The sequence below is a fragment of the Enterobacter sp. Acro-832 genome (assembly GCF_011752745.1).
Classification (GTDB): Bacteria; Pseudomonadota; Gammaproteobacteria; order Enterobacterales; family Enterobacteriaceae; genus Enterobacter; species Enterobacter quasiroggenkampii.
Map to the genome: position 1 here is coordinate 819,422 of NZ_VWWX01000002.1, position 22,864 is coordinate 842,285.

The 22,864-nt window shown below is 56.5% G+C and carries 22 protein-coding genes; 5 read left to right on the forward strand and 17 right to left on the reverse strand.

Annotation, left to right across the window (positions count from 1 at the left end; translation table 11 throughout):
- From pdxH to pdxY, 3 genes are all read left to right on the forward strand, one after another.
- Positions 1–657 carry a pyridoxamine 5'-phosphate oxidase gene (pdxH, locus tag F3J31_RS10445; protein ID WP_008500575.1) on the forward strand — a complete coding sequence of 219 codons (657 nt, stop codon included), beginning with the start codon at positions 1–3 and terminating at the stop codon, positions 655–657.
- Positions 658–782: 125 nt separating this feature from the next.
- Positions 783–2,057 carry a tyrosine--tRNA ligase gene (gene tyrS, locus F3J31_RS10450; RefSeq protein ID WP_023335449.1) on the forward strand — a complete coding sequence of 425 codons (1,275 nt, stop codon included), beginning with the start codon at positions 783–785 and terminating at the stop codon, positions 2,055–2,057.
- A gap of 66 nt (positions 2,058–2,123) precedes the next feature.
- Complete coding sequence (gene pdxY / locus F3J31_RS10455) at positions 2,124–2,984, forward strand: pyridoxal kinase PdxY (protein ID WP_167212930.1); 861 nt, start codon at positions 2,124–2,126, stop codon at positions 2,982–2,984.
- A gap of 90 nt (positions 2,985–3,074) precedes the next feature.
- Here pdxY and gstA read toward each other — a convergent pair whose 3' ends face one another.
- The 12 genes from gstA to blr form a co-directional block, all read right to left on the reverse strand.
- Positions 3,075–3,680, reverse strand: a complete 606-nt coding sequence (gene gstA / locus F3J31_RS10460) for a glutathione transferase GstA (protein WP_008500572.1) — start codon at positions 3,678–3,680, stop codon at positions 3,075–3,077.
- A gap of 105 nt (positions 3,681–3,785) precedes the next feature.
- Positions 3,786–5,294: a dipeptide/tripeptide permease DtpA gene (gene dtpA / locus F3J31_RS10465; protein ID WP_045910333.1), complete on the reverse strand. Its 1,509-nt coding sequence runs from the start codon at positions 5,292–5,294 to the stop codon at positions 3,786–3,788.
- Between the two features lie 591 nt (positions 5,295–5,885).
- Positions 5,886–6,521: an endonuclease III gene (nth, locus tag F3J31_RS10470; RefSeq protein WP_008500570.1), complete on the reverse strand. Its 636-nt coding sequence runs from the start codon at positions 6,519–6,521 to the stop codon at positions 5,886–5,888.
- Positions 6,518–7,204 carry an electron transport complex subunit RsxE gene (locus tag F3J31_RS10475; protein ID WP_008500569.1) on the reverse strand — a complete coding sequence of 229 codons (687 nt, stop codon included), beginning with the start codon at positions 7,202–7,204 and terminating at the stop codon, positions 6,518–6,520. The genes nth and F3J31_RS10475 overlap by 4 nt, the downstream gene beginning before the upstream one ends.
- Before the next feature lie 2 nt (positions 7,205–7,206).
- Positions 7,207–7,827 carry an electron transport complex subunit RsxG gene (gene rsxG, locus F3J31_RS10480; RefSeq protein WP_167212932.1) on the reverse strand — a complete coding sequence of 207 codons (621 nt, stop codon included), beginning with the start codon at positions 7,825–7,827 and terminating at the stop codon, positions 7,207–7,209.
- Positions 7,828–7,837: 10 nt separating this feature from the next.
- Entirely contained in the window at positions 7,838–8,890 is a 1,053-nt protein-coding gene (gene rsxD, locus F3J31_RS10485) for an electron transport complex subunit RsxD (RefSeq protein WP_024909350.1), read from the reverse strand.
- The gene (gene rsxC, locus F3J31_RS10490) at positions 8,891–10,912 is read right to left on the reverse strand and encodes an electron transport complex subunit RsxC (protein WP_048222796.1); all 2,022 of its coding nucleotides are present in this window, start codon (positions 10,910–10,912) and stop codon (positions 8,891–8,893) included. It lies immediately after the preceding gene.
- Entirely contained in the window at positions 10,905–11,483 is a 579-nt protein-coding gene (rsxB, locus tag F3J31_RS10495; RefSeq protein WP_032651615.1) for an electron transport complex subunit RsxB, read from the reverse strand. Before rsxB ends, rsxC begins: the two co-directional genes overlap by 8 nt.
- On the reverse strand, positions 11,483–12,064 hold the full coding sequence (gene rsxA, locus F3J31_RS10500; RefSeq protein ID WP_008500564.1) for an electron transport complex subunit RsxA: 582 nt from the start codon (positions 12,062–12,064) through the stop codon (positions 11,483–11,485). Before rsxA ends, rsxB begins: the two co-directional genes overlap by 1 nt.
- 76 nt (positions 12,065–12,140) lie before the next feature.
- Entirely contained in the window at positions 12,141–12,581 is a 441-nt protein-coding gene (locus F3J31_RS10505; RefSeq protein WP_167212935.1) for a DUF2569 domain-containing protein, read from the reverse strand.
- A gap of 86 nt (positions 12,582–12,667) precedes the next feature.
- Positions 12,668–12,883 carry a transcription modulator YdgT gene (gene ydgT, locus F3J31_RS10510; protein WP_013096896.1) on the reverse strand — a complete coding sequence of 72 codons (216 nt, stop codon included), beginning with the start codon at positions 12,881–12,883 and terminating at the stop codon, positions 12,668–12,670.
- A 231-nt stretch (positions 12,884–13,114) separates the two neighbouring features.
- On the reverse strand, positions 13,115–13,240 hold the full coding sequence (blr, locus tag F3J31_RS10515; RefSeq protein WP_168112406.1) for a division septum protein Blr: 126 nt from the start codon (positions 13,238–13,240) through the stop codon (positions 13,115–13,117).
- Positions 13,241–13,483: 243 nt separating this feature from the next.
- On the opposite strand from blr, the gene F3J31_RS10520 reads away from it, so the two are divergent.
- The gene (locus F3J31_RS10520) at positions 13,484–14,524 is read left to right on the forward strand and encodes an oxidoreductase (protein WP_167212937.1); all 1,041 of its coding nucleotides are present in this window, start codon (positions 13,484–13,486) and stop codon (positions 14,522–14,524) included.
- Positions 14,525–14,578: 54 nt separating this feature from the next.
- Here the strand turns inward: F3J31_RS10520 and add are convergent, their stop codons facing one another.
- The 3 genes from add to malX all read right to left on the reverse strand — a co-directional run bounded on the left by add (position 14,579) and on the right by malX (position 18,490).
- Complete coding sequence (add, locus tag F3J31_RS10525) at positions 14,579–15,580, reverse strand: adenosine deaminase (protein WP_167212939.1); 1,002 nt, start codon at positions 15,578–15,580, stop codon at positions 14,579–14,581.
- 96 nt (positions 15,581–15,676) lie between these two features.
- Positions 15,677–16,849, reverse strand: a complete 1,173-nt coding sequence (locus F3J31_RS10530; RefSeq protein WP_167212941.1) for a MalY/PatB family protein — start codon at positions 16,847–16,849, stop codon at positions 15,677–15,679.
- Positions 16,850–16,897: 48 nt separating this feature from the next.
- Positions 16,898–18,490 carry a maltose/glucose-specific PTS transporter subunit IIBC gene (gene malX, locus F3J31_RS10535; RefSeq protein WP_024909342.1) on the reverse strand — a complete coding sequence of 531 codons (1,593 nt, stop codon included), beginning with the start codon at positions 18,488–18,490 and terminating at the stop codon, positions 16,898–16,900.
- A 179-nt stretch (positions 18,491–18,669) separates the two neighbouring features.
- Between malX and F3J31_RS10540 the strand changes: the two genes are divergently transcribed.
- A complete protein-coding gene (locus F3J31_RS10540; protein WP_167212944.1) occupies positions 18,670–19,698 on the forward strand; it encodes a Mal regulon transcriptional regulator MalI in 1,029 nt (342 codons plus the stop codon).
- Positions 19,699–19,796: 98 nt separating this feature from the next.
- On the opposite strand, the gene F3J31_RS10545 is transcribed toward F3J31_RS10540, so the two are convergent.
- Both F3J31_RS10545 and manA read right to left on the reverse strand, forming a co-directional pair.
- Positions 19,797–21,329 carry a YdgA family protein gene (locus tag F3J31_RS10545; RefSeq protein WP_167212946.1) on the reverse strand — a complete coding sequence of 511 codons (1,533 nt, stop codon included), beginning with the start codon at positions 21,327–21,329 and terminating at the stop codon, positions 19,797–19,799.
- Positions 21,330–21,543: 214 nt separating this feature from the next.
- The gene (gene manA, locus F3J31_RS10550) at positions 21,544–22,728 is read right to left on the reverse strand and encodes a mannose-6-phosphate isomerase (protein ID WP_167212949.1); all 1,185 of its coding nucleotides are present in this window, start codon (positions 22,726–22,728) and stop codon (positions 21,544–21,546) included.
- Positions 22,729–22,864 lie beyond the last annotated feature (136 nt).

The window sequence follows — 22,864 nt, forward strand, 5'->3', positions numbered from 1 at the left end:
ATGTCAGATAACGACGAACTGCAGCAAATTGCGCATCTGCGCCGTGAATACACCAAAGGCGGCCTGCGTCGCCAGGATCTTCCCGCTGAACCCCTCGTGCTTTTTGAACGCTGGCTGAAACAGGCCTGCGAAGCGAAACTTGCCGACCCCACGGCGATGGTTGTCGCGACGGTGGATGAAAACGGTCAGCCGTATCAGCGCATCGTATTGCTCAAGCATTATGACGAGAAAGGACTGGTGTTCTACACCAACCTTGGCAGCCGCAAAGCGCACCATCTGGAAAACAATCCGCGTATCAGCCTGCTGTTCCCCTGGCACATGCTGGAACGTCAGGTCATGGTGACCGGCAAAGCGGAACGTCTCTCGACGCTGGAAGTGGTGAAGTATTTCCACAGCCGCCCGCGGGACAGCCAGATTGGTGCCTGGGTATCAAAACAGTCCAGCCGCATTTCCGCCCGCGGGGTGCTGGAAAGTAAATTCCTCGAGCTGAAGCAGAAGTTCCAGCAGGGTGAAATCCCGCTGCCGAGCTTCTGGGGTGGTTTCCGCATCCCGATTGAGCAAATCGAGTTCTGGCAGGGGGGCGAACATCGCCTGCACGACCGCTTTTTATACCAGCGCGAGAATGGCGGCTGGAAAATCGACAGACTGGCGCCGTAATCCCCGAAATTTGTTGATTTAAGCGCTAGCGCACACCGCGCTTGCGCTTTATTCTATGGTCCTTTCGCATCAGGCGAAAAGTCGTGTACCGGCAAAGGTGCAGTCGTTTATACATGGAGAATTTGATGGCAAGCAGTAACTTGATTAAACAATTGCAAGAGCGGGGCCTCGTGGCCCAGGTGACGGACGAGGAAGCGTTAGCAGAGCGACTGGCGCAAGGCCCGATCGCGCTCTATTGCGGTTTCGATCCCACCGCTGACAGCTTGCATTTGGGGCATCTTGTTCCATTGTTATGCCTGAAACGCTTCCAGATGGCGGGCCATAAGCCTGTTGCCCTGGTGGGCGGCGCGACCGGTCTGATTGGTGACCCAAGCTTTAAAGCCGCTGAGCGTAAACTGAACACCGAAGATACCGTGCAGGAGTGGGTCGATAAGATCCGCAAACAGGTTGCACCGTTCCTCGACTTCAACTGTGGCGATAACGCCGCGATTGCCGCGAACAACTACGACTGGTTTGGCAGCATGAACGTGCTGACCTTCCTGCGTGACATCGGCAAGCACTTCTCTGTTAACCAGATGATTAACAAAGAGGCCGTGAAGCAGCGTCTGAACCGTGACGACCAGGGTATCTCCTTTACCGAGTTCTCCTACAACCTGCTGCAGGGGTATGACTTTGCCTGCCTGAACAAACTGCACGGTGTTTCCCTGCAGATTGGCGGTTCTGACCAGTGGGGTAACATCACCTCCGGTATCGACCTGACCCGTCGCCTGCACCAGAATCAGGTGTTTGGTCTGACCGTTCCGCTGATTACCAAAGCAGACGGTACCAAATTTGGTAAAACCGAAGGCGGCGCGGTATGGCTCGATCCGAAGAAAACCAGCCCGTACAAATTCTACCAGTTCTGGATCAACACGGCGGACGCCGATGTTTACCGCTTCCTGAAGTTCTTCACCTTTATGGACATTGAAGAGATCAACGCGCTGGAAGAAGAAGACAAGAACAGCGGTAAAGCGCCTCGCGCGCAGTACGTGCTGGCGGATGAAGTGACCAAACTGGTTCACGGTGAAGAAGGTCTGGCCGCGGCAAAACGCATTACCGCTAGCCTGTTTAACGGCACCCTGAGCGATCTGAGCGAAGCGGACTTCGAACAGCTGGCGCAGGACGGCGTGCCAATGGTTGAGATGGAGAAAGGGGCTGACCTGATGCAGGCGCTGGTGGACTCTGAACTCCAGCCTTCCCGCGGTCAGGCGCGTAAAACCATCGCGTCCAACGCCATCACCATCAACGGTGAAAAGCAGGCCGACCCGGAATACACCTTTGTTGACGGCGACCGTCTGTATGGCCGCTACACCCTGCTGCGTCGCGGTAAGAAAAACTACTGCCTTGTCTGCTGGAAATAAGTCACAGTCTTCAGGGGCGTGGGAAACCACGCCCCTTTTGTTTTTTAAGGGTTGGGTAAGCATAAAATGAAGAACATCCTCGCCATTCAGTCCCACGTTGTTTTTGGACATGCTGGCAACAGCGCAGCGGAATTCCCGATGCGCCGCCTCGGCGCCAACGTCTGGCCCCTCAATACCGTTCAGTTTTCCAACCACACGCAGTACGGCAAATGGACCGGCTGCGTAATGCCGCCTTCACACCTCACCGAGGTGGTGCAGGGCATTGCCGATATCGGCCAGCTCAAGCGCTGTGACGCCGTACTGAGCGGTTATCTTGGTTCAGCGGAGCAGGGGGAGCATATCCTCGGCATCGTACGCCAGGTGAAGGCCGCTAACCCGTCGGCAAAATATTTCTGCGACCCCGTTATGGGCCATCCGGAGAAAGGCTGTATCGTGGCGCCAGGCGTGGCAGAATTCCACGTTCGTCATGCGCTGCCCGCCAGCGATATCATTGCGCCAAACCTGGTTGAACTGGAAATTCTCTGCGAGCATCCGGTTAACAGCGTAGAAGAGGCCGTAAGCGCGTCTCGCGAGCTGATCGCGCAGGGGCCTGAGGTTGTACTGGTAAAACACCTCGCGCGCGCAGGGCTAAGTCAGGATCGCTTTGAGATGCTGCTGGTGACGAAAGAGGATGCCTGGCACATCAGCCGTCCGCTGGTGGATTTTGGCCTGCGCCAGCCGGTGGGCGTGGGAGATGTGACCAGCGGCCTGCTGCTGGTGAAATTACTGCAAGGGGCAACGCTGCGCGATGCGCTGGAGCATGTTACTGCGGCAGTGTACGAAATTATGATGGCGACGAAAGAGATGCAGGAATATGAGCTGCAGGTGGTCGCAGCACAGGATCGAATCGCGAAGCCGGAGCACTATTTCAGCGCAACCCAGCTTTAAACACCGCCCGGCGGCGCTGCGCTTGCACGGGCCTACGGAATTCGTAGGCCGGGTAAGCGTCAGCGCCACCCGGCAACACAGTCTGCTCGGCTAATTCAACCCTTCCGCTTTCAGCGCCGCAGCCACCGCAGGACGCTCTGCCACACGCTTCATATACGATGCAATGTGGTCTAACCCTTCCAGATTCAGCTTAACCGCGCGCGCCCAGCGCAGCACGGTGAACAGGTACGCATCGGCAATCGTGAAGCGCGAACCGCCAATCCACTGTTCGTCTTTCAGCGATTCGTTAACATACTGCAGCTTTTTCTCCAGCAGGGCGCGCAGGGTAGGCTTAAACTCTTCCGGCGTATCCGGGCGGAACAGGGGGGTAAAGCCTTTGTGCAGCTCGGTGGCGATGTAGTTCAGCCACTCCAGCGTTTTATAGCGAGAAATGGTACTGACCGGGGCCAGCAGCTGGCGATCGGGCACGCTATCGGCCAGGAACTGCATAATCGCCACGCCTTCGGTCAGCAGAGTACCGTCATCCAGCAGGAGCGCCGGAACTTGTCCTTTCGGGTTAATGGCAAGAAAATCATCGCCGTTTTCCAGACGTTTTTTCATCAGATCAACGCCATCCAGCGTGAAATCTTTGCCGCTCTCGCGCAGGGTGATATGGGAAGCAAGAGAGCACGCGCCCGGTTTGTAGAACAGTTTCATCGGTAACTCCTTTTCGCTGAGGTTTCAGCTATGTTAGTGCGCAAACGGATAAAAAAAAAGCCGCTAATCAATTAGCGGCTTCTGGTCAGTCGTTTCTCACGGATATCACGCGGTAGCGGTTTTGGTCGCCTTAGCGGTCTTGTCGTCGTCCTGAGTCATTCGATTCAGTTTCGGTGCAGTCAGCAGCATCAGAGCGGCAATAACGGCAGTCGCGATACCAATCTGCATGAACACGGTACCGTAGACGTTCAGAGAAACCAGTGGGTCAGTGACGTTTTCCGGTACGGCCATCAGGTTCGCAATCTTGCCTGCGATAATGGCTGCACCCGCAGTCGTCAGGAACCAGCTACCCATAATGAAGCCCATCAGACGCTGTGGCACCAGCTGTGCAACCATCGCCAGACCCAGACCGGAGATCATCAGTTCGCCGATAGACTGCAGCGCGTAGCTCAGGATCAGCCAGTTAACGGATACGATACCGGCGTCGGTAGCAAATTTGGTACCCAGCGGCAGCACCAGGAACGCGCCGGAGCACAGCACCATACCGATAGCGAACTTGTGCGGCATTGGCAGACGGTCGCCCATCTTGTTATAGATCGCGGCCAGAATCGGGCTACCAATCATGATCCAGAACGGGTTCAGCGCCTGATACTGCTCCGGCTCGAACGCAATACCCAGGATGGAGTGCTCAACGTTACGAATGGCGAAGAAGTTCAGAGAGGTTGGCATCTGGCTGTACAGTACGAAGAAGATAATCGCTTCCAGCATCAGAATGAACGCCACGATCATCTTACGGCGGGCTGCACCCTGCATGGCGAATGCTTCTTTCGCAAAGATGACCACGATACCCAGCGCGACCACGCCCAGAACGGCACGTGCGATGCCCTGGTTGTGCAGCAGCCAGGTGGCGATCGCCGCCAGGGCAACAACGCCCACAATGGTCGCCAGCAGTTTGCCCATATGCACAGGCTCGAAGTCCGGTTTTGAACCGTAGTTTTTAACCCAGCTGCGGCAGAACAGGAAGTTCACCACGGTGATCAGCATACCGACGAAGCTCAGCGCAAACGCCACGCTCCAGCCGAATTTTGCTGCAAGCCATGGGGTGGCCAGCATTGAGAAGAACGAACCGATGTTGATGGACATGTAGTACATGGTAAATGCACCGTCCAGACGCGGATCGTCTTTGCTGTAGCAGGTAGAGAGCAGGGAGGACGGGTTCGCTTTGAACAGACCGTTACCGACGGCAATCGTCGCCATACCCATATACACGACAGCGGCATCGTGCCCTGACCATGCAACCAGACCATAGCCAATTGCCAGGACAATGGCGCCCAGCATGATGACACGTTTAGTGCCGAGGACTTTATCGCCCAGCCAGCCGCCAATCGCGACCAGACCGTACACCAGAGCACTAAAGGAGGAGAACAGCGTGATGGAATCGGCTTCGGACATACCCAGCTGTTTCACCAGGTAAACTGCCATGATCCCTTGCAGGCCGTAATAACCAAAACGCTCCCATAACTCGATAGAGAAGATGAGATAGAACGCTTTTGGTTGTTTAAAAGCGTTAAGACTCACGCTTTCATCTGTTGGTTTATTGTTTGCAGTAGACACATATACCTCTTTTTTTACATCCCATATTAACGGGGGTGTTCATAGCGTGATGGCCGTAGTCCATACGCCTTATAGTTATATTGGGAGGAGAAACGGCGGGTAATGTTCACTATCCTGCCCCATCTGGCAATACGTTTGTAATAATCTGTTACATATATCTGGGGTGGTATAATCGTCGGTTCATACAAATGTTATTCAGCGTTAAATTTTATACGATGTGTAAAGGTAGTTTTTTCGACTGGCAGAGACCCGTCAGGACCGGTGTTTGGCGATATGTTCTGCTATTTGCCGTCTCTGGCAGTGATATAGCCCAAATTCTGAAAAATAGCTGGTCTTATCGTCGGTAAAAAAAGAAGAGTGTCTTGTCAGACAAAGGCTTTAGCTCGATTTTGACAACAAAAAAACAACATGAAGTTATCAGGGTGATCGCGATCACAGATGTATAGAAATTTTCGGCTATGAAAAAAGTATTAACCTGTTTGAGCGTTAAAGCACCGAACAAGTGACAGCCTGGGGGAGACGAAAGGCGAACAAATAACGGCCAAAAGAAGCGTGCACCATCACCCTTCTTTTGGTGTGGGGTTTTGTTGTTCAGGGATATACTTTTTCTTTGTATTCGCAGAGATCTTCAATAATGCAGGAGCCGCAGCGAGGCTTACGGGCAATACACGTGTAACGGCCGTGCAGAATCAGCCAGTGATGGCAATCAACCTTAAATTCAGCCGGAACCACTTTAAGCAGCTTCTCTTCGACCTGCTCGACATTTTTCCCCGGCGCGAAGTTGGTCCGGTTAGACACGCGAAATATATGCGTATCGACGGCGATAGTAGGCCAGCCAAACGCGGTATTGAGCACCACGTTCGCGGTTTTACGACCTACGCCCGGTAAGGCTTCCAGCGCAGCACGGTCTTCCGGCACTTCGCCTCCGTGCTGTTCCAGCAGGATCCGGCAGGTCTTAATGACGTTCTCGGCTTTGCTGTTAAAGAGGCCGATGGTTTTGATATACGACTTCACGCCTTCCACGCCCAGCTCCAGCATGGCCTTCGGCGTATTGGCGACCGGATAGAGCAGGGCGGTGGCTTTATTGACGCTCACGTCGGTCGCCTGTGCAGAGAGCAACACCGCGATCAGCAGCTCAAACGGGGAGGTAAAATTCAGCTCCGTCGTCGGGTGCGGGTTCTCGTCCCGCAGACGGGTCAGGATCGCAATGCGCTTTTCTTTATTCATGAGGCCTTCTCGGGTGTCCCTTCCAGAACGCTGCGCTCAGCCGCGCGGCGCTTACGTTTCTCATCAATCAGGTATTTTATCGCCAGCATCATGCCAAGGCCAATAAACGCACCGGGCGGCAGCATCGCCAGCAGGAATGGCGTATCGGTGTGGAACACTTCAATGCGCAGCGCTTTGGCCCAGCCGCCCAGCAGGGCATCTGCGCCGTCAAATAGCGTACCGTTGCCGAGGATTTCACGCAGGGATCCCAGCACGAACATGGCGCACGTGGCGCCCATGCCAATGGAAAATCCATCCAGCGCCGACATGGCCGGACTGTTTTTCACCGCGAAGGCTTCCGCACGCCCGACCACGATACAGTTGGTGACGATAAGGGGAATGAAGATCCCGAGCGACTGGTACAGACCGAACGCGTAGGCGTTAATCAGCATCTGAACAATACTGACCACCGACGCAATGATCATGACGTAAATCGGAATACGAATTTCCGACGGCGTCCAGCGGCGCAGGGCAGAGATGGAGAGGTTGGTCAGGGTCAATACCAGCGTGGTTGCCAGACCCAGACCGAGCGCGTTGGTGGCGGTGGATGTCACCGCCAGCAGTGGGCACATGCCCAGAAGCTGAACCAGCGCGGAGTTGTTTTTCCACAACCCCTGGACAATAACCTCTTTAACCTGGCTCATGATTACTCCTCACAGGCCGGAAGATTGTTGATTTGCGCGGGCAGCGTTTCAGCATACAGCCCGGCTCGTTTTACGGCATTCACCACCGCACGTGGGGTGATGGTCGCACCGGTGAACTGGTCAAACTCGCCGCCATCTTTCTTCACCGCAAACGCGGTGTCATCTTCACCATGGATCACTTTACCGGCAAAGTGCAAAATCCAGTCGCTCAGACGGGTTTCAATTTTATCGCCAAGACCCGGCGTTTCATGGTGTTCCGTCACGCGGGTGCCCAGTATGGTGCCGGAGAAATCGCTGCCCACAAGCAGCTGAATGGCACCGGAATAGCCGTCAGGCGCCGTCGCTTCCATCACTGCGCCGACCGGTTTATCCCCTTTGCGGGCAATAAAGAGGCGGTGCGGGCCTTTCCCAAGCTGCGGCGCGTCTACCACAAAGCAGCTTTTTTGCAGGTCATTATCGTAGAAGTCGGACGGGATCACCTGATCGAACAGGGCCTTTTGCTGCTTCGAGGCCTGCTCTTCGATGGTCGTTTTGGTCAGCGCATTAACCAGTGCCGTCAGCCCTGTCAGCACCGCGGCGAAGATAGCCAGCGTGACGCCGTGTTTTTGCATCGTTTTTAACATGGCGAAACCCTTAGCGGTGACCGTACACGCGTGGACGCGTGTAATAGTCGATGAGCGGAACGGTAATGTTGGCGAGCAGGACGGCAAAAGCCACGCCGTCCGGGTAGCCGCCAAAGCTGCGAATGAGCCAAACCAGCAGGCCTGCCAGCGCGCCGAAGATCAGGCGTCCGCGGTTAGTCGTTGAGGCCGTTACCGGATCCGTCAGGATAAAGAAGGCACCCAGCATGGTCGCGCCGGAGAGCAGGTGCATCTGCGGGCTGGCCAGTGATTCAGGAGAGAATACCCAGCCCAGCGTGGCGCAGACCGCCAGCGTCACGAGGAAGCTGACCGGAATATGCCAGCGGATGGCTTTCTGCTGCAGCAGGAACAGGCCGCCCAGCAGATACGCCAGGTTGACCCACTGCCAGCCTGCACCCGCCAGCACGCCGCTGTAGATCGCCGATTTCATGATCTGCTCAACGCTGTGCCCGGCATGCAGGGACGTTTTAAAGGTATCAAGCGGCGTCGCCTGGCTGATACCGTCCACGCCCATGCGCAGCGCGTTCATATCGGCACCGAGTGCCGTATGGCCGGTAAAGATCACGTGCAGAGCATCCATGAAGCCCGGAACCGTGGCCGCAATCTCGTGCGGTGGCAGCCAACTGGTCATCTGTACCGGGAAGGAGATCAGCAGCACCACGTAGCCAATCATCGCCGGGTTAAACGGGTTATGGCCCAGTCCACCATACAGCTGTTTGGCAATGATCACCGCAAACACGGTGCCGAGGATCACCATCCACCACGGGGCAAACGGCGGGATACTGATAGCCAGCAGCAGGCCGGTCAGCAATGCGGAGTTGTCGGCAAGAATGCGGGAGACCGCTGCCTTGCGCAGCTTAAGCACAAGCGCTTCCGCCGCCAGGGCGCTGGCGCAGCCCAGGATTATCTGAAACAGGGTTCCCCAGCCGAAAAACCAGCACTGAACGGCAATGCCCGGCAGCGCCGCCAGGCAGACCAGCATCATAATGCGCGATGTCTGGCGCTGATTGTGGGTGTAAGGGGAGCTTGCGATTCTGAAAACCATTTAATCCTCGTTAACTGCTTGCTGTGCGGCTTTCTTTGCCTGAACGCGCGCAATGGCAGCGGCGACGGCGGCTTTGCGCGGGTCATCGTTGGCGGCCTGCGGTTGTTCATCCTGCTGCGCCGCTTTGCGCGCTTTAGCGCGGGCAATCGCCGCTTCGACGGCGGCTTTACGCGGGTCGACCGGCGCTTCGGGTTCTGCGGTTTGCGTCTGCTGTGCCGCCTTGCGCGCTTTGGCACGGGCAATCGCCGCTTCAACGGCCGCTTTGCGAGGGTCGACCGCTTCCTGCTCGACCACCACATTCTGCTCACCGGCTTTGCGTGCTTTGGCGCGGGCTATTGCCGCTTCAACGGCGGCTTTGCGTGGGTCAACCTCAGCATCCGCCTGGGTCGTTTGCGCTTTTTCTGCCTGACGGGCGCGGGCCTGAGCTTTACGCGCTTCACGCGCAGCAATCGCTTCGCTGTTGTCAGGCTTCTCGCCGGCCGGGATCACCACAGGCTGTGCCGCAGTGGCTTTTTTCTCGCGAACGCGCGCCAGTGCGGCGTTAATCGCATCCTGATCTTTCTCGCCAGGCTGAACGGCGGCCTGCTTATGGCGCTCCTGACGGGCAATTTTTTCGCGTTCCAGTCGCGCCTGACGTGCTTCAAAGCGCGCTTTGGCTTCTGCTGCGCGTTTTTCTTCCATGGAGATGGCATAAATTTCAGCCTTCTCCTGGCGGAAATACTGCACCAGAGGAATGTTGCTAGGGCAGACCCAGGCGCAGGCGCCGCATTCGATACAGTCGGCCAGGTTATGGGCTTTCGCCTTATCGTGCAGTTGGCCTTTGCTGTACCAGTACAGCTGCTGCGGAAGCAAATCCGCCGGGCAGGCGTCGGCACAGGCGCTGCAGCGAATACAGCCTTTTTCTTCCTGCTCTTCACCCATCTCGGTCGGGGAAGGGGCGAGCAGGCAGTTGGTGATTTTGACTACCGGCACATCGAGCCACGGCAGGGTAAAGCCCATCAGCGGACCGCCCATGATCACCATCTGGTCGCTTGACGGGCAAAACTCAGCCTGCTCCAGCAGGTGACGCACCGGCGTACCCAGACGCGCCCAGACGTTGCCCGGACGAGAGACCGCTTCCCCGGTCAGCGTTACTACGCGCTCGGTCAGCGGCTCGCCGTCGATCACCGCGCGCTTCACGGCGTACGCGGTGCCGACGTTCTGCATCAGCACGCCAATATCCGAAGAGCGTCCGCCGTGCGGAACCTGCTTACCGGTGAGAATTTGCGTCAGCTGTTTAGCACCACCAGAGGGGTACTTGGTCGGGATAACGCGCAGGCTAATATCGTGGCTACCGGCCAGCACGGCGCGCAGCATTGAGATAGCCTGCGGTTTATTGTCTTCGATACCGATCAGCACTTCCCGCGGCTGCAGAATGTGCGCGAGGATGCGGATGCCTTCCACCACCTGGGCGGCGCAGTCCTGCATCAGACGATCGTCGGCGGTGATGTACGGTTCGCATTCGGCGGCGTTGATAATCAGCGTCTGAATATTATCGCCACCGCCGCGCAGTTTGACGCCGGTCGGGAAGCCTGCGCCGCCGAGGCCGGCAACGCCGAACTGATGAATGCGCTCGATGAGCGCTTCGCGGCTATGGGAGCGGTAGTCGCTCCAGCCGTCACGGTCGATCCAGCGGTCTTCGCCGTCGGCTTCAATCATCACGCTCAGCTCTGAGAGCGCTGACGGATGCGCCACCGTATGCGGCGCGATGGCGACCACCTTACCGGAGGTGGGGGCGTGCACCGGCAGCATACGTCCGCGACCAAAGGTCAGCGGCTGACCGCGAAGTACGGTATCGCCTTCTTTCACGCACAGCTCACCCTCCGCGCCGATGTGCTGCTTGAGCGGCATAACGAAACGGGTCGCCAGCGGAATTTGACGCAGCGGCGTGCCGTTAGACTGGGTTTTCATCTCCGGTGGGTGAATACCCCCGTCAAAGTCCCAAATCTTCTCTTTTCTGAAAGCAGAAAATAACTTAAGCATGTTGTTCCACAGGAATATTGCGAACCGGAATGGTTTGAAGATCCCACTTCCAGCTTTCGGTAGTCGTTTCAACCGGGCGCAGCTCGATACATTGCGTCGGGCAGGGTGCTACGCAGAGGTTACAGCCGGTGCACAGGTCCGCCACCACGGTGTGCATGGCGCGCGTTGCGCCAACAATGGCGTCGACCGGGCAGGCCTGAATACATTTGGTGCAGCCGATGCAGTTCGCTTCGTCGATCACGGCCAGCGCGCGGACCGGCTCCTGCACATCCGCATCGCCGTCAACAGGCTGGGGATCAACGTTAAGCAGGGCCGCAATTTTCAACATCACCGCTTCGCCACCAGGCGCACAGCGGTTAATTTTTTCACCCTGAACCCCTACCGCTTCGGCATAGGGGCGGCAGCCCGGGTAGCCACATTGCCCGCACTGGCTTTGTGGCAGAAGCTCATCAATTTTCTCTACAACGGGATCGTCCTCTACCGCGAAACGGCGGGAGGCGTAACCCAGGATAAGGCCAAACACCAGCCCCAGGACGCTGATAGAGGCGATGGCAATCCAGATAGCATTCATTACAACTTCACCAGACCACTAAAGCCCATAAAGGCCAGAGACATTAAACCCGCGGTCACCAGCGCAATCGCGTTACCGCGGAAGGGCGCAGGAATATCCGCTGCTGCCAGGCGCTCGCGAATAGAGGCAAACAGCACCATGACCAGCGAGAAACCGACGGCCGCAGAAAAACCATACAGCGCCGACTGCATAAAGTTATGGCCAAGGTTGATGTTTAGCAGCGCCACGCCGAGAACGGCGCAGTTGGTGGTGATCAGCGGCAGGAAGATACCCAGCAGGCGATAGAGCGCCGGGCTGGTTTTGCGCACCACCATTTCGGTAAATTGCACCACCACCGCGATAACCAGAATAAAGGCCAGCGTACGGAGATAGGTTAACCCCAGCGGAATGAGGATCCAGGTATCAATCCACCACGCGCAGATGGACGCCAGCGTCATGACGAAGGTCGTCGCCAGCCCCATGCCCATTGCCGTTTCCAGTTTTTTGGAAACGCCCATAAACGGACACAGGCCAAGGAACTTCACCAGAACGAAGTTGTTAACCAGCACGGTGCCGACAAAGAGCAGTAAGTAATCGGTCATTATTTAGCCTGAAATAAAAAAGCCGCCTATTATCGGACAAACACACGCAGGCGACAACAGGTTATCTGTAGGGTTATTACGGGTTCACGAAAGTGTTTTTCACCCGTGTCGAACGCTTAAAGTAGGGCACCAGCAGCGCCGCGGCCAGCAACGGGAAAAGCAGCTGACGAACGGCCAGCGCGTCTGAAACGGGCGAAAAAGCAAATGCCTTCACCGCCAGCAGGACCGAAATCAGCAGCCAGATAATGTAGTGCTTAGGCACATTCTTACGGCGCTTAAAGAAGGCGATGGTCAGCCACAGCGTGTAGTACCACATCCCGATCGCGAAAACGAACGACACAAACCACAACGCAATATTAAGCACGCTTTGCGACATCAGGGTCTGGATGGCGTGGGGGGTAATCAGTGCGGTGGTATAAAGCAGCAGCGCAAGTGATGCGCTTAATAAGGCAACCAGCAGCCATGCCAGTGGGGCGATTAACCAGCCTCCAATGCGTTCTCCAGGCGTTGCGGTCATGAACTCTCCCATAATCTGCGCGAAATGTTGTACAGCCAGTTGGCAGGGCGGAGAGTATATAACATTTCGCGCGGATGGCTACTTTCTTATAAAACGTAACGCCATACGGACTTAGGCACTTCGCCGACGTTGAACAAACGACCACCGGAGACCAGCTCCGCACGGCGATGGTCAGCGGCGCGATACATATTAATGATGTCCTGATTATCCGACAGGGTGTAGTTCAGATGGTCAAACAGTTTTTCCAGGCTCTCAAGCGAATTGATCTTGCGAAATTTTAATAAATAGTCCTGAACTGTCATATTAATAAGTTTCCATATAAAAGTGAGTAATACCAGTTAAGGTAATTCGTTCGAATAATAAACGGATTAATAAAGACGTAAACAGCCCACTCAGGTAACGCGACGAAATTAGGAGTTTTCTTTGCTGAAATTCAGGCATCAGACGATGCCTGGAAGAGAAGGTTAACCGTGTTCACCAGGGCTGGCAATAAGTAACTGACATATTATGTCACTCTTTATTGCAGTAACCGGTTACTTAGGTTGAGCGACGGTGACAGGCTCCGGCGGCTGGTAGTTATCGATATGGCTGGCAACGCCCAGCAAAATGACCGAAACCCCAAGGACAATCCATCCCGCTAATTCAATGATTCGATTAATAATTGACGTCATGATACGTAATTGTACTTTATCCATAAAGACAGGGCGCAAATGTTACAGCGACGTTTCCCTGACGGCAAGGGCTTTGGGAACGGTTCCCTTAAACAAAATCAGTAGGTTAATACTATGTAACAAAAACAATCCGTATAACCTGCTATTTTACGTCATAGGGCACATTATTAATCCGTGGTAATGCCAGGCTAGCCAGTGTGAAATAAGAACGTCATAACAGAGGATGGCACTATGAGTGATAATATCCGCGTTGGGCTTATCGGTTACGGGTACGCGAGCAAAACGTTTCATGCGCCTCTGATAGCCGGGACGCCGGGCATGGCGCTGGCGGCGGTATCCAGCAGCGACGCTACAAAAGTCCATGCCGACTGGCCTTCCGTGCCGGTTGTCTCAGAGCCGAAACATCTTTTCAACGATCCCAATATTGATTTAATCGTCATCCCCACGCCGAACGATACCCACTTTCCGCTGGCAAAGGCCGCGCTGGAAGCCGGGAAACATGTGGTTGTCGATAAACCCTTCACCGTGACACTGTCACAGGCGCGCGAGCTGGATACCATGGCAAAGAGTCTGGGCAGGCTGCTGTCGGTGTTTCATAACCGCCGCTGGGACAGCGATTTTCTGACGGTAAAACGGCTTCTCAGTGAAGGCGCGTTAGGGGAGATCCTCTTTTTTGAATCCCACTTTGACCGTTTTCGCCCGCAGGTACGAAACCGCTGGCGCGAGCAGGCCGGCCCTGGCAGCGGCATCTGGTATGATTTAGCCCCGCATCTGCTGGATCAGGCCGTCAATCTTTTTGGCCTGCCGGTGAGCATGACGGTCGATCTGGCCCAGCTCAGACCCGGGGCACAGACAACCGATTACTTCCACGCGGTGCTCAGTTACCCGCAGCGGCGGATTGTGCTGCACGGTACGATGGTCGCGGCTGCAGAATCTGCCCGCTATATTATTCACGGCACGCGCGGGAGCTACGTGAAGTTTGGTCTCGACCCGCAGGAAGACAGGCTGAAAAACGGTGAGCGTCTGCCGCAGGAAGACTGGGGCTATGATATGCGCGACGGCGTCGTCACGCGGGTGGAAGGCGAGGAGCTGGTCGAAGAGACCTTGCTGACGATACCGGGTAACTATCCGGCGTATTATGCCGCTATCCGCGATGCGCTAAACGGCACGGGGGAGAACCCGGTTCCGGCCAGCCAGGCGATACAGATTATGGAGCTGATTGAGCTGGGCATCGAATCTGCCAAACATCGCGCCACGCTCTGTCTGGCATAAGTTTTGACGTTGTTGTAGGCCGGGTAAGGCGTAGCCGCCACCCGGCAAAAGGGTTTACGCGGTTGCCACCTTATCCCGCAGAGCCTGCTTCTCCGCAGGCGTCAGGAAGGCGATCTCCAGCCCGTTAATCTGCGCCTGACGGATCTGCTCGCGGCTCAACCCCGCCTGCGAAGCTGCGATGTTGTACTCGTGGATGATATCCACGCCCTGAACCGCCGGATCGTCCGTATTCAGAGAGGCCAGCACGCCGTGTTCAAGGAACGTTTTCAGCGGGTGCTGCGACAGCGATGCTACGGTGCTGGTCTGAATGTTAGACGTCAGGCACGACTCAATACCGATACTCTGCTCCGCCAGGAAATCCATCAGCGCGCGATCTTCGACTGCCTTCACGCCGTGACCAATACGCTCTGCGCCCAGCTCGCGGATGGCCTGCCAGATGCTTTCCGGGCCAGCCGCTTCACCCGCATGTACGGTAATGTGCCAGCCGGCATCGCGCGCGCGGTTGAAGTGGGAGAGGAACAGGCTACCCGGGAAGCCCAGTTCGTCACCGGCGAGGTCGACGGCGGTGATGGCATCACGATGGGCCAGCAGCGCCTCCAGCTCCTGCAGGCAGGCGGCTTCACCGAACGTACGGCTCATGATGCCGATCAGGCGGGCCTGAACGTCGAAGGTTTTACACCCTTCGCGGACGCCTTCAATGACGGCTTCCACCACGCCTGCAACGGGCAGGTTGTGGGTCATCGCCATATAGCCCGGCGAGAAGCGCAGCTCGACGTAGTGCAGGCCGTTGCGGGCGGCATCTTCGATGTTCTCAAACGCCACGCGGCGGCAGGCATCCAGCGACGCCAGCATCTTCACGCCCCAGTCGAGTTTGCTCAGGAAGCTCACCAGGTCCGGTTCATTAGAGGTCACCTGTACGTGAGGGATCAAGGACTCAAGGGTCTGAGCAGGAAGCGCTAAATTGAACTGGCGGCCAAGATCGAGGATGGTTTGGGCACGAATGTTACCGTCAAGGTGACGATGAATATCAGTTAAAGGCAGGCGTGTATCAATCATGGTCGCACTCTTTTCTGGTTAAAGTGCGCCATATTATAAAAACAAAACGGGGTAAAAAGCTATTTGCGCAAGGGAATATTCCGTTGCGCAAGTTAATTACAGGAGCGTGTTAATCCCGGCGATGAGGCGTTGAACCCCTTGCTCCAGCTTGCTGCGCGGGCAGCCCGCATTTAAGCGCACGAAGCCATTTCCCTCTTTCCCGTAGGTATATCCCGGCATGATGGCGACTTTTTGCTGCTCGATCAGCACGTTTTGCAGCGCCCGATCGTCAATGTTCAGTGGGCGCAGATCGATCCAGGCCAGATAGGTCGCTTCCGGTGGCTGCCAGTTCAGTTTCGGAAAAGCGCGGTTTACTTCCTGCGCAATATACGACAAATTCCCTTCGAGATAACCCCGCAGGGCATCCAGCCACGGCTCCCCCTGCTGGTAGGCGGCGATATGCGCCGTCAGCGCCAGCACGGAAGGGGAAGAGAGCCCGTCCCGTCCTTTTAGCGCGCTGAGATAGCCGTTACAACTCTCTTCATCGCCGATCAGGCCGTAAGCCCCGGTCAGCGCCGGAATGTTGAAGCTTTTCGAGCCGGAGGTCAGAAGCGCCCATTTGCCCCGCGCCACGGCGTTCCACGGCGTGTGACGATGTTCTCCCCATACCATGTCCATATGGATTTCATCGCTGATAACCGCCACGTCATAGCGTGCGCACAGTTCCGCCATGTGCGTCAGCTCATCCCGCGTCCAGACCTTGCCGGTCGGGTTCTGCGGGCTGCACAGAAGCAAAATTTTGTTTTCCGGTTTCGCCAGCGCCGCTTCGAGGGCTGCCATATTGCCCTGCCAGCCTGCAGCCTGCTTTTCCATCTCAACCGCCACAACACGACGCGCGTTACCCTCTATGGCTTTATAAAACGCATCGTAAGCCGGGGTGTGGACCACCACGCCGTCGCCGGGGGTTGACCAGAGGCGTATCAGTTCAGAGACCATGTAGATGACTGACGGACCATAAACCACGCTTTCAGTATCAATCCGGCTGTTAAAACGCTGCTGGAACCAGTGCGCGACGGCGGCGAGAAACTCGTCGTTTTTCCAGCGACTATAGCCAAACACGCCGTGATGAATGCGCTGATGCAGCGCGTCGATTATGCAGGGGGCGGTGGCGAAATCCATATCCGAGATGGTGAAGGGCAGCAGATCGTCCGCGCCAAAACGGTCGGCGACGTAGTCCCACTGCGTACACCAGGTGCCGTGTCGATCCACGACGGTGGAGAAATCAAACATGCTTAAATCCTTAACGTAAAACCCCCTCATGGTGAGGGGGCGGAGGCATCAGGCTTCTACTGTTCGCATCAGGGTTGCCAGCTCATCTTTCACTGACTGTACCTGCGGGCCGATAACCACCTGCAAATTGTGCTGATTTAACTGTACCACGCCGATAGCCCGGTTGGCTTTCAGGGCGTTGGTATCCACTTTTGACATATCCGCCACCGACAAACGCAGGCGGGTAATGCAGTTATCCAGCGAGGTAATGTTCTCCGCACCGCCCAGCGCCGCCAGAATGGCAGGGGTGTTGTAGCCGGATTTGCCCACGGTACCGGCAACCGCCTGTTCCACGCTGGTGGCCGTATCGGTATCGCGGCCTGGCGTTTTCAGGTTAAAGCGGGTGATGGCGAAGCGGAAGATCCCGTAGTACACCACGAACCAGATTGCCGCCACGACCGGGACCAGATACCACTTGGTGGAGAGGCCGTGCAGGATCCCGAAGACCACGAAGTCAATCACGTTGCCGTCGGTGTTACCGATGGTGACGCCCAGCACCGCCATCACGGTAAAGCCCAGACCGGTCAGCACAGCGTGAATCAGATACAGCACCGGCGCAACGAACAGGAACAGGAACTCGATAGGCTCGGTGGTCCCGCCCACGACGCAGGCGATCACGCCGGAAATCAGCAGGCCTTTAATTTTATGACGGTTTTCCGGACGCGCGCAGTGGTACATCGCCAGTGCAGCACCCGGCAGGCCGCCGAGGAAGGCAGGCATTTTACCCTGAGACAGGAAGCGGGTGGCGCTTTCGGAGAAGCCGTGTGTCGTCGGGCAGCTCAGCTGCGCCTGGAAGATGGTCAGCGCACCGCTCACGTCGTGACCGCACACCTCCATCGTCCCGCCCGCTTCGGTGAAGCGAATCAGGGCCACCAGGATATGCTGCAGGCCAAACGGCAGCAGCAGACGCTCGCCGGTACCGAAGATCATCGGACCGAAATCTCCCGCGCCGTTGATGATGCGGCCGATGCCGTTGATGCCCATCGCGAAGACCGGCCAGATCAGCGGAATGATCAGACCAAACAGGCCCATCACCACCAGGGTGATAATCGGCACAAATCGGGTACCGCCGAAGAAGGCCAGGGCATCCGGCAGACGGATATTGTGGAAGCGCTCATGCAGCATCCAGATAATCACCCCGGCGATCACCGCCCCGAGGATCCCGGTATCAATAGACTGGATACCAATCACGCTCTGAATGTTGTTAGCTTTCAGCACGGCAGCGTCAGTGGTCGGCAGAATGCCTTTCGCCGTCAGCCAGAAGTTAACCGCGAGGTTCATCACCGCGTAACCCACAAAACCGGCAAACGCCGCGACGCCTTTGTTCTCGCGGGCCAGGCCCAGCGGGATAGCAATACAGAACATCACGGGCAGGAAACTAAACGCGAAGGAGCCGACTTTACTCATCCAGATAAAGATCGCCTGCAGCACGGGGGTGCCGAGGAACGGGATCAGCGTGATAACGTCTTTACTGCTGAGGGAGCTGCCGATACCCAGCATGATCCCGCAGAACGAGAGGAGTGCCACGGGCAGCATAAAGGTTTTACCCAGTTGCTGGAAAAATTCCCACAGCGATATTTTTTGTGCTGCTTTCGCCGTCATAAAACGACTCCTTAATTGTTAAAATCAGTTTGTCTGCTTCAATGCTGCGAGAAGATAAAACGTTTTATCAAAGTTTAGTGCGCGCTAAATCACATTCTCAGGCTTTGACTGGTAGTATAAAGATAACGTATTGATAAAACGTTTTACCGATCTCATTTTTCAGGGAGTCACGCCAACACATGGCTGTAGCGAAGAAAGTCACCATCAACGATGTCGCGCTGGCGGCGGGAGTTTCCGTCAGCACCGTTTCTCTGGTACTGAGCGGAAAAGGGCGCATCTCTCCCGCGACCGGTCAGCGGGTGAACGAGGCGGTTGAGCAGCTGGGCTTTGTGCGTAACCGCCAGGCGTCGGCGTTGCGCGGTGGGCAAAGCGGGGTGATTGGCCTGATTGTTCGTGACCTGACGTCACCGTTCTATGCGGAGTTAACCGCCGGGTTAACCGAAGCGCTTGAAGCGCAGGGGCGGATGGTCTTTCTGCTGCACGGCGGGCGCGAGGCCGGGCAGTTGCTTTCCCGGCTCGATATGCTGCTGAACCAGGGGGTGGACGGGGTGATCGTCGCCGGGGCATCGGGCGTGGGCAGTGAACTGTGCGAGCGCGCCGCCGAAAAAGGCGTGCCGCTGGTGTTTGCCTCGCGCGCCAGCTACCTCGACGAAGCCGATACGTTGCGCCCGGATAACATGCAGGCCGCACAAATGCTGACCGAGCATCTTATTCGTCGTGGGCATCAGCGCATTGCCTGGCTGGGTGGTAAAAGCTCGTCCCTCACCCGCGCCGAGCGGGTCGGCGGCTATTGTGCGACGCTGATTAAATACGGCCTGCCGTTCCACAGCGAGTGGGTTGTTGAGTGTGAGTCCAGCCAGAAGATGGCGGCGGAAGCGATAGGCGCGCTGCTGCGAAGCAGTCCGACCATCAGCGCCGTCATTTGTTATAACGATGTGATCGCCATGGGCGCCTGGTTTGGCCTGATCCGCGCCGGGCGTCAGAGCGGCGAGGGCGGGGTGGAAACCTTCTTTGGCCACCAGGTGGCGCTGGGGGCGTTCGCCGACGTTGGTGAAAACGCCCTCGACGACCTGCCGATCGTCTGGGCCACTACCCCCGCGCGGGAGATGGGTTACACCCTGGCGGACAGAATCATGCAGCGTATCGACAATGCGGATGTGCAGGCCGGGCACCAGATTGTGGCGGCGCGGTTAGTGACGGTGAAATAATATCGCCCGGCGGCGCTGCGCTGGCTCTGAATCGTAGGCCGGGTAAGCGTCAGCGCCACCCGGCAATAAAAAACCCCTCATGCGAGGGGTTTTGACGTTTACTGTTGCGGTGCCGCCGGTTCGGCTGGCGCTGCCGGTTCAGCCGGTTCCGGCATCCCCAGAGCAGGCATACCAAACATGCCGACGAAGTCTTCCAGCGGCATTTTGTCGCCGTTGAGCGTGACCTGGCCGTTGGCGTACTGCAGGCTGGTGGAAATCGTGTTGTTGTCCACCTTCGTGATGCGGAACATCTGGCCCATTGCCGCCAGACCTTTCACCTGCTGGTTCGCCAGCTTGCCGGCATCTTCATCGCCGTAGCCTTCCAGTTTCGCAATCTGAGTCATAAACTCGGTTGCCATATCCATCGGGATGGCCAGCTTGCTGTCGAGCGACTTCACGCTGCGATCCACTTCCTGCGCCAGCGTCTGCGGTTCACCCGTTGCAGTGGCCGGATCTTTCAGGAACAGAGACAGGTTGAAGCTGGTTTCGCCTTTGCTGTTTTTCCAGCTCAGCGGCGCAACGGTAATCACCGGCTCGCCTTTCAGCAGGATCGGCAGGTTGTTGAACAGTACCGCCATCGCCTGCTGCTGGTACACTTCCGGATTCTGCTGCAGTGCGGTATCGGTCAGCAGCGCCTGGCTCTCTTTGCTGTATTTCTGGCTGAATTCGTGCCACGCCTGGCCGTCGATATTGCCGATCTTCAGCGACAGTTTGCCGGTGCCCAAATCCTGATTCTGTACTTTCAGGCTCTTCAGCGTGTAATCCAGCTGGGTATTGATGCTCTTACCGTCTTTGGACACGTCGGATTTTCCGTTCACGTCCATGCCTTCCAGCACGGCCATCTCTTTCCCTTCAACCGCAATGGCAACTTTATCGAGAGACAGTTTCTGATCGCCGATACGCTCTTTGAAATCGGTCATGCGGCTGTTGCCGTCGGCTTTCAGGTTGTTGAAGGTGAGCTGAACTTTTTGATTGTATTCGTTCACGGCATTGACCAGGCCGCTTTCCGCTTCACCCGTCAGGGAGAACACGTTTCCGTCGCGGTCCGCGTCAAGTTTGAAGTGACCGCCGCTAAAAGCAACTTTCTCATTCTCTTTCTCGTAGTTCAGCGCTTTCAGGGCAATATCAGAACTCGTGTCACCGGCATAGCTGATGCGGGTGTCGATCTCGAAAGGTGAGGTATTTTTGGCCAGGTCGAAAAGCGGTTTGGTGACGTCGTTATTCACCAGGACCGTGTGAACGGACGCCATCGACGGGATCAGATTAAAGGACTTCAGCTGCGCCAGCGGGAATGGACCGTGGCTTACCACTTCATCCAGCACCACGCTCTGGCCCGGTTTCAGCCAGCCGTTTTCCTTACCGGCAACCGGCTTCACCACAACCTGCATATGGCTGGTAAACACACCGCGCTCATAGTTCTGGTAGCTCAGCTCAAGGCCCGCTTCCGGCGCGCTGCGCTTAATCTCTCCGTTAGCCTGCGCCACCATCTCAGCCAGACGGCCTTCCAGCTGTTTCCCGGTAAACCAGGAGGCACCCGTCCAGACCACGCCTAACGCTACAATCACGCCTACCGCTACGACCGATTTTTTCATTGCGACTATCCCTAAAATGAAACCAGGCGGTAAAAACCGCCTGGAGATATTAAGCCTGCAACTAGCTTAGCAAGAGTTGTTAAAAAAATCAGTAAGTCCCTAATACCCGTCATACTTCAAGTTGCCTGTGCGTTGGCTTTCCTCGCTCACCCCAGTCACGTACTTATGTACGCTCCTGGGGATTCGCAGCGTCGCCGCCTTCATGCAACTCGAATTATTTAGGGTATAGCTTATTGAAAACGCGCGCCAGGCGACCGGTGCCGCTTACGCTAACCGGAGACTCATTGGCAGCAACGAATGCTGACTCACCGGGCTTAAGCACCAGACGCTGTTCGCCTTTGTGCAGCGTCGCTTCGCCCTCGACGCAGAACAGGATCGCCGCGCTCTCCTGAGCGACCGACGTTTCGTCGCTGCTCAGGTCGTGCAGGGAGAAGGCAAAATCGTCCACCGGAATCGGGAAGTCCAGCTCTGCGCCGTTTTTCACCGGCTGAGTCAGCAGCTCTGCGGCAGGTTTCGCCACAAACTTCACGTTGGCAACCAGCTCGGGGATATCGATGTATTTTGGCGTCAGGCCCGCGCGCAGCACGTTATCGGAGTTGGCCATCACCTCCAGCGCCACGCCCTGAAGGTAGGCGTGCGGGGTTTCAGCGAACAGGAACATTGCTTCACCCGGATTCAGCTTCACCACGTTCAGCAGCAGAGGGGAGAACAGGCCGCTGTCGTCTGGATAGAATTCGGAAATCAGACGGATGGTCTCCCACGGTTCACCCTGCTGGCTGTCCAGGGCGGCTTTCAGTACCGCCAGGGCGTGGGACTTCTCTTCACCCTGCATATTCAGCAGGCTGGCAAACAGCTGGCTCAGCGCGTCGGCATTCGGGTTTTCAAGGAAATGCGCGATAGCGTTATGGGCACCCGCGACCGGCTGCAGCAGGGAGATAATTTCTGAAAACTCGCGGAATGCGTTCATCGCCAGGAACGGCGTCAGCGCGAACACCAGTTCCGGCTTGTGGTTAGGATCTTTGTAGTTACGCTCTGCGGCGTCTAACGGAATACCTGCCGCGTTCTCTTTCGCAAAGCCGATTTCAGACGCTTGCTTGTTCGGGTGAACCTGGATGGAGAGCGGCTGGTCTGCGCACAGCACTTTAAACAGGAACGGAAGTTCGCCAAAGCGCTGAGCCACCTTGTCGCCCAGCAGTGCGGCTTTGTTGGCCTCTATTACGTCACGCAGGCTGCGCACCTGGCCGCTGGCGTCTTCAATTTTTGAGCTGCTCTTCGGGTGCGCCCCCATCCACAGTTCTGCCATCGGCAGGTTGTTCGGGTTCGCGATACCGTAGAGATCCGTTAACGCAGTTTTACTTCCCCAGGCGTAGTTCTGCACTGAGTTAATGAGTTTTTGCATTATCAAGCCCTGATTCAATGATGGAATTAACTCCGGGTATTAAAGCAATAAACCACATGGAAGTAACCTGTGGATGTAAAAAGTCGTACTAGTCTCAGTTTTTGTTAAAAAATTGTGTAGGATAAGCTGACTCGCT

What these genes read in the sequence shown, in the direction of transcription:
- F3J31_RS10505 (WP_167212935.1), bottom strand. Translation starts at nt 12,581, where the DNA reads ATGACCGCAACGCCTGGAGAACGCATTGGAGGCTGGTTAATCGCCCCA.
- F3J31_RS10530 (WP_167212941.1), bottom strand. Translation starts at nt 16,849, where the DNA reads ATGTTTGATTTCTCCACCGTCGTGGATCGACACGGCACCTGGTGTACG.
- ydgT (WP_013096896.1), bottom strand. Translation starts at nt 12,883, where the DNA reads ATGACAGTTCAGGACTATTTATTAAAATTTCGCAAGATCAATTCGCTT.
- F3J31_RS10475 (WP_008500569.1), bottom strand. Translation starts at nt 7,204, where the DNA reads ATGAGCCAGGTTAAAGAGGTTATTGTCCAGGGGTTGTGGAAAAACAAC.
- rsxD (WP_024909350.1), bottom strand. Translation starts at nt 8,890, where the DNA reads ATGGTTTTCAGAATCGCAAGCTCCCCTTACACCCACAATCAGCGCCAG.
- rsxB (WP_032651615.1), bottom strand. Translation starts at nt 11,483, where the DNA reads ATGAATGCTATCTGGATTGCCATCGCCTCTATCAGCGTCCTGGGGCTG.
- rsxA (WP_008500564.1), bottom strand. Translation starts at nt 12,064, where the DNA reads ATGACCGATTACTTACTGCTCTTTGTCGGCACCGTGCTGGTTAACAAC.
- pdxY (WP_167212930.1), top strand. Translation starts at nt 2,124, where the DNA reads ATGAAGAACATCCTCGCCATTCAGTCCCACGTTGTTTTTGGACATGCT.
- F3J31_RS10545 (WP_167212946.1), bottom strand. Translation starts at nt 21,329, where the DNA reads ATGAAAAAATCGGTCGTAGCGGTAGGCGTGATTGTAGCGTTAGGCGTG.
- tyrS (WP_023335449.1), top strand. Translation starts at nt 783, where the DNA reads ATGGCAAGCAGTAACTTGATTAAACAATTGCAAGAGCGGGGCCTCGTG.
- add (WP_167212939.1), bottom strand. Translation starts at nt 15,580, where the DNA reads ATGATTGATACACGCCTGCCTTTAACTGATATTCATCGTCACCTTGAC.
- malX (WP_024909342.1), bottom strand. Translation starts at nt 18,490, where the DNA reads ATGACGGCGAAAGCAGCACAAAAAATATCGCTGTGGGAATTTTTCCAG.
- nth (WP_008500570.1), bottom strand. Translation starts at nt 6,521, where the DNA reads ATGAATAAAGAAAAGCGCATTGCGATCCTGACCCGTCTGCGGGACGAG.
- pdxH (WP_008500575.1), top strand. Translation starts at nt 1, where the DNA reads ATGTCAGATAACGACGAACTGCAGCAAATTGCGCATCTGCGCCGTGAA.
- F3J31_RS10540 (WP_167212944.1), top strand. Translation starts at nt 18,670, where the DNA reads ATGGCTGTAGCGAAGAAAGTCACCATCAACGATGTCGCGCTGGCGGCG.
- rsxC (WP_048222796.1), bottom strand. Translation starts at nt 10,912, where the DNA reads ATGCTTAAGTTATTTTCTGCTTTCAGAAAAGAGAAGATTTGGGACTTT.
- rsxG (WP_167212932.1), bottom strand. Translation starts at nt 7,827, where the DNA reads ATGTTAAAAACGATGCAAAAACACGGCGTCACGCTGGCTATCTTCGCC.
- gstA (WP_008500572.1), bottom strand. Translation starts at nt 3,680, where the DNA reads ATGAAACTGTTCTACAAACCGGGCGCGTGCTCTCTTGCTTCCCATATC.
- F3J31_RS10520 (WP_167212937.1), top strand. Translation starts at nt 13,484, where the DNA reads ATGAGTGATAATATCCGCGTTGGGCTTATCGGTTACGGGTACGCGAGC.
- manA (WP_167212949.1), bottom strand. Translation starts at nt 22,728, where the DNA reads ATGCAAAAACTCATTAACTCAGTGCAGAACTACGCCTGGGGAAGTAAA.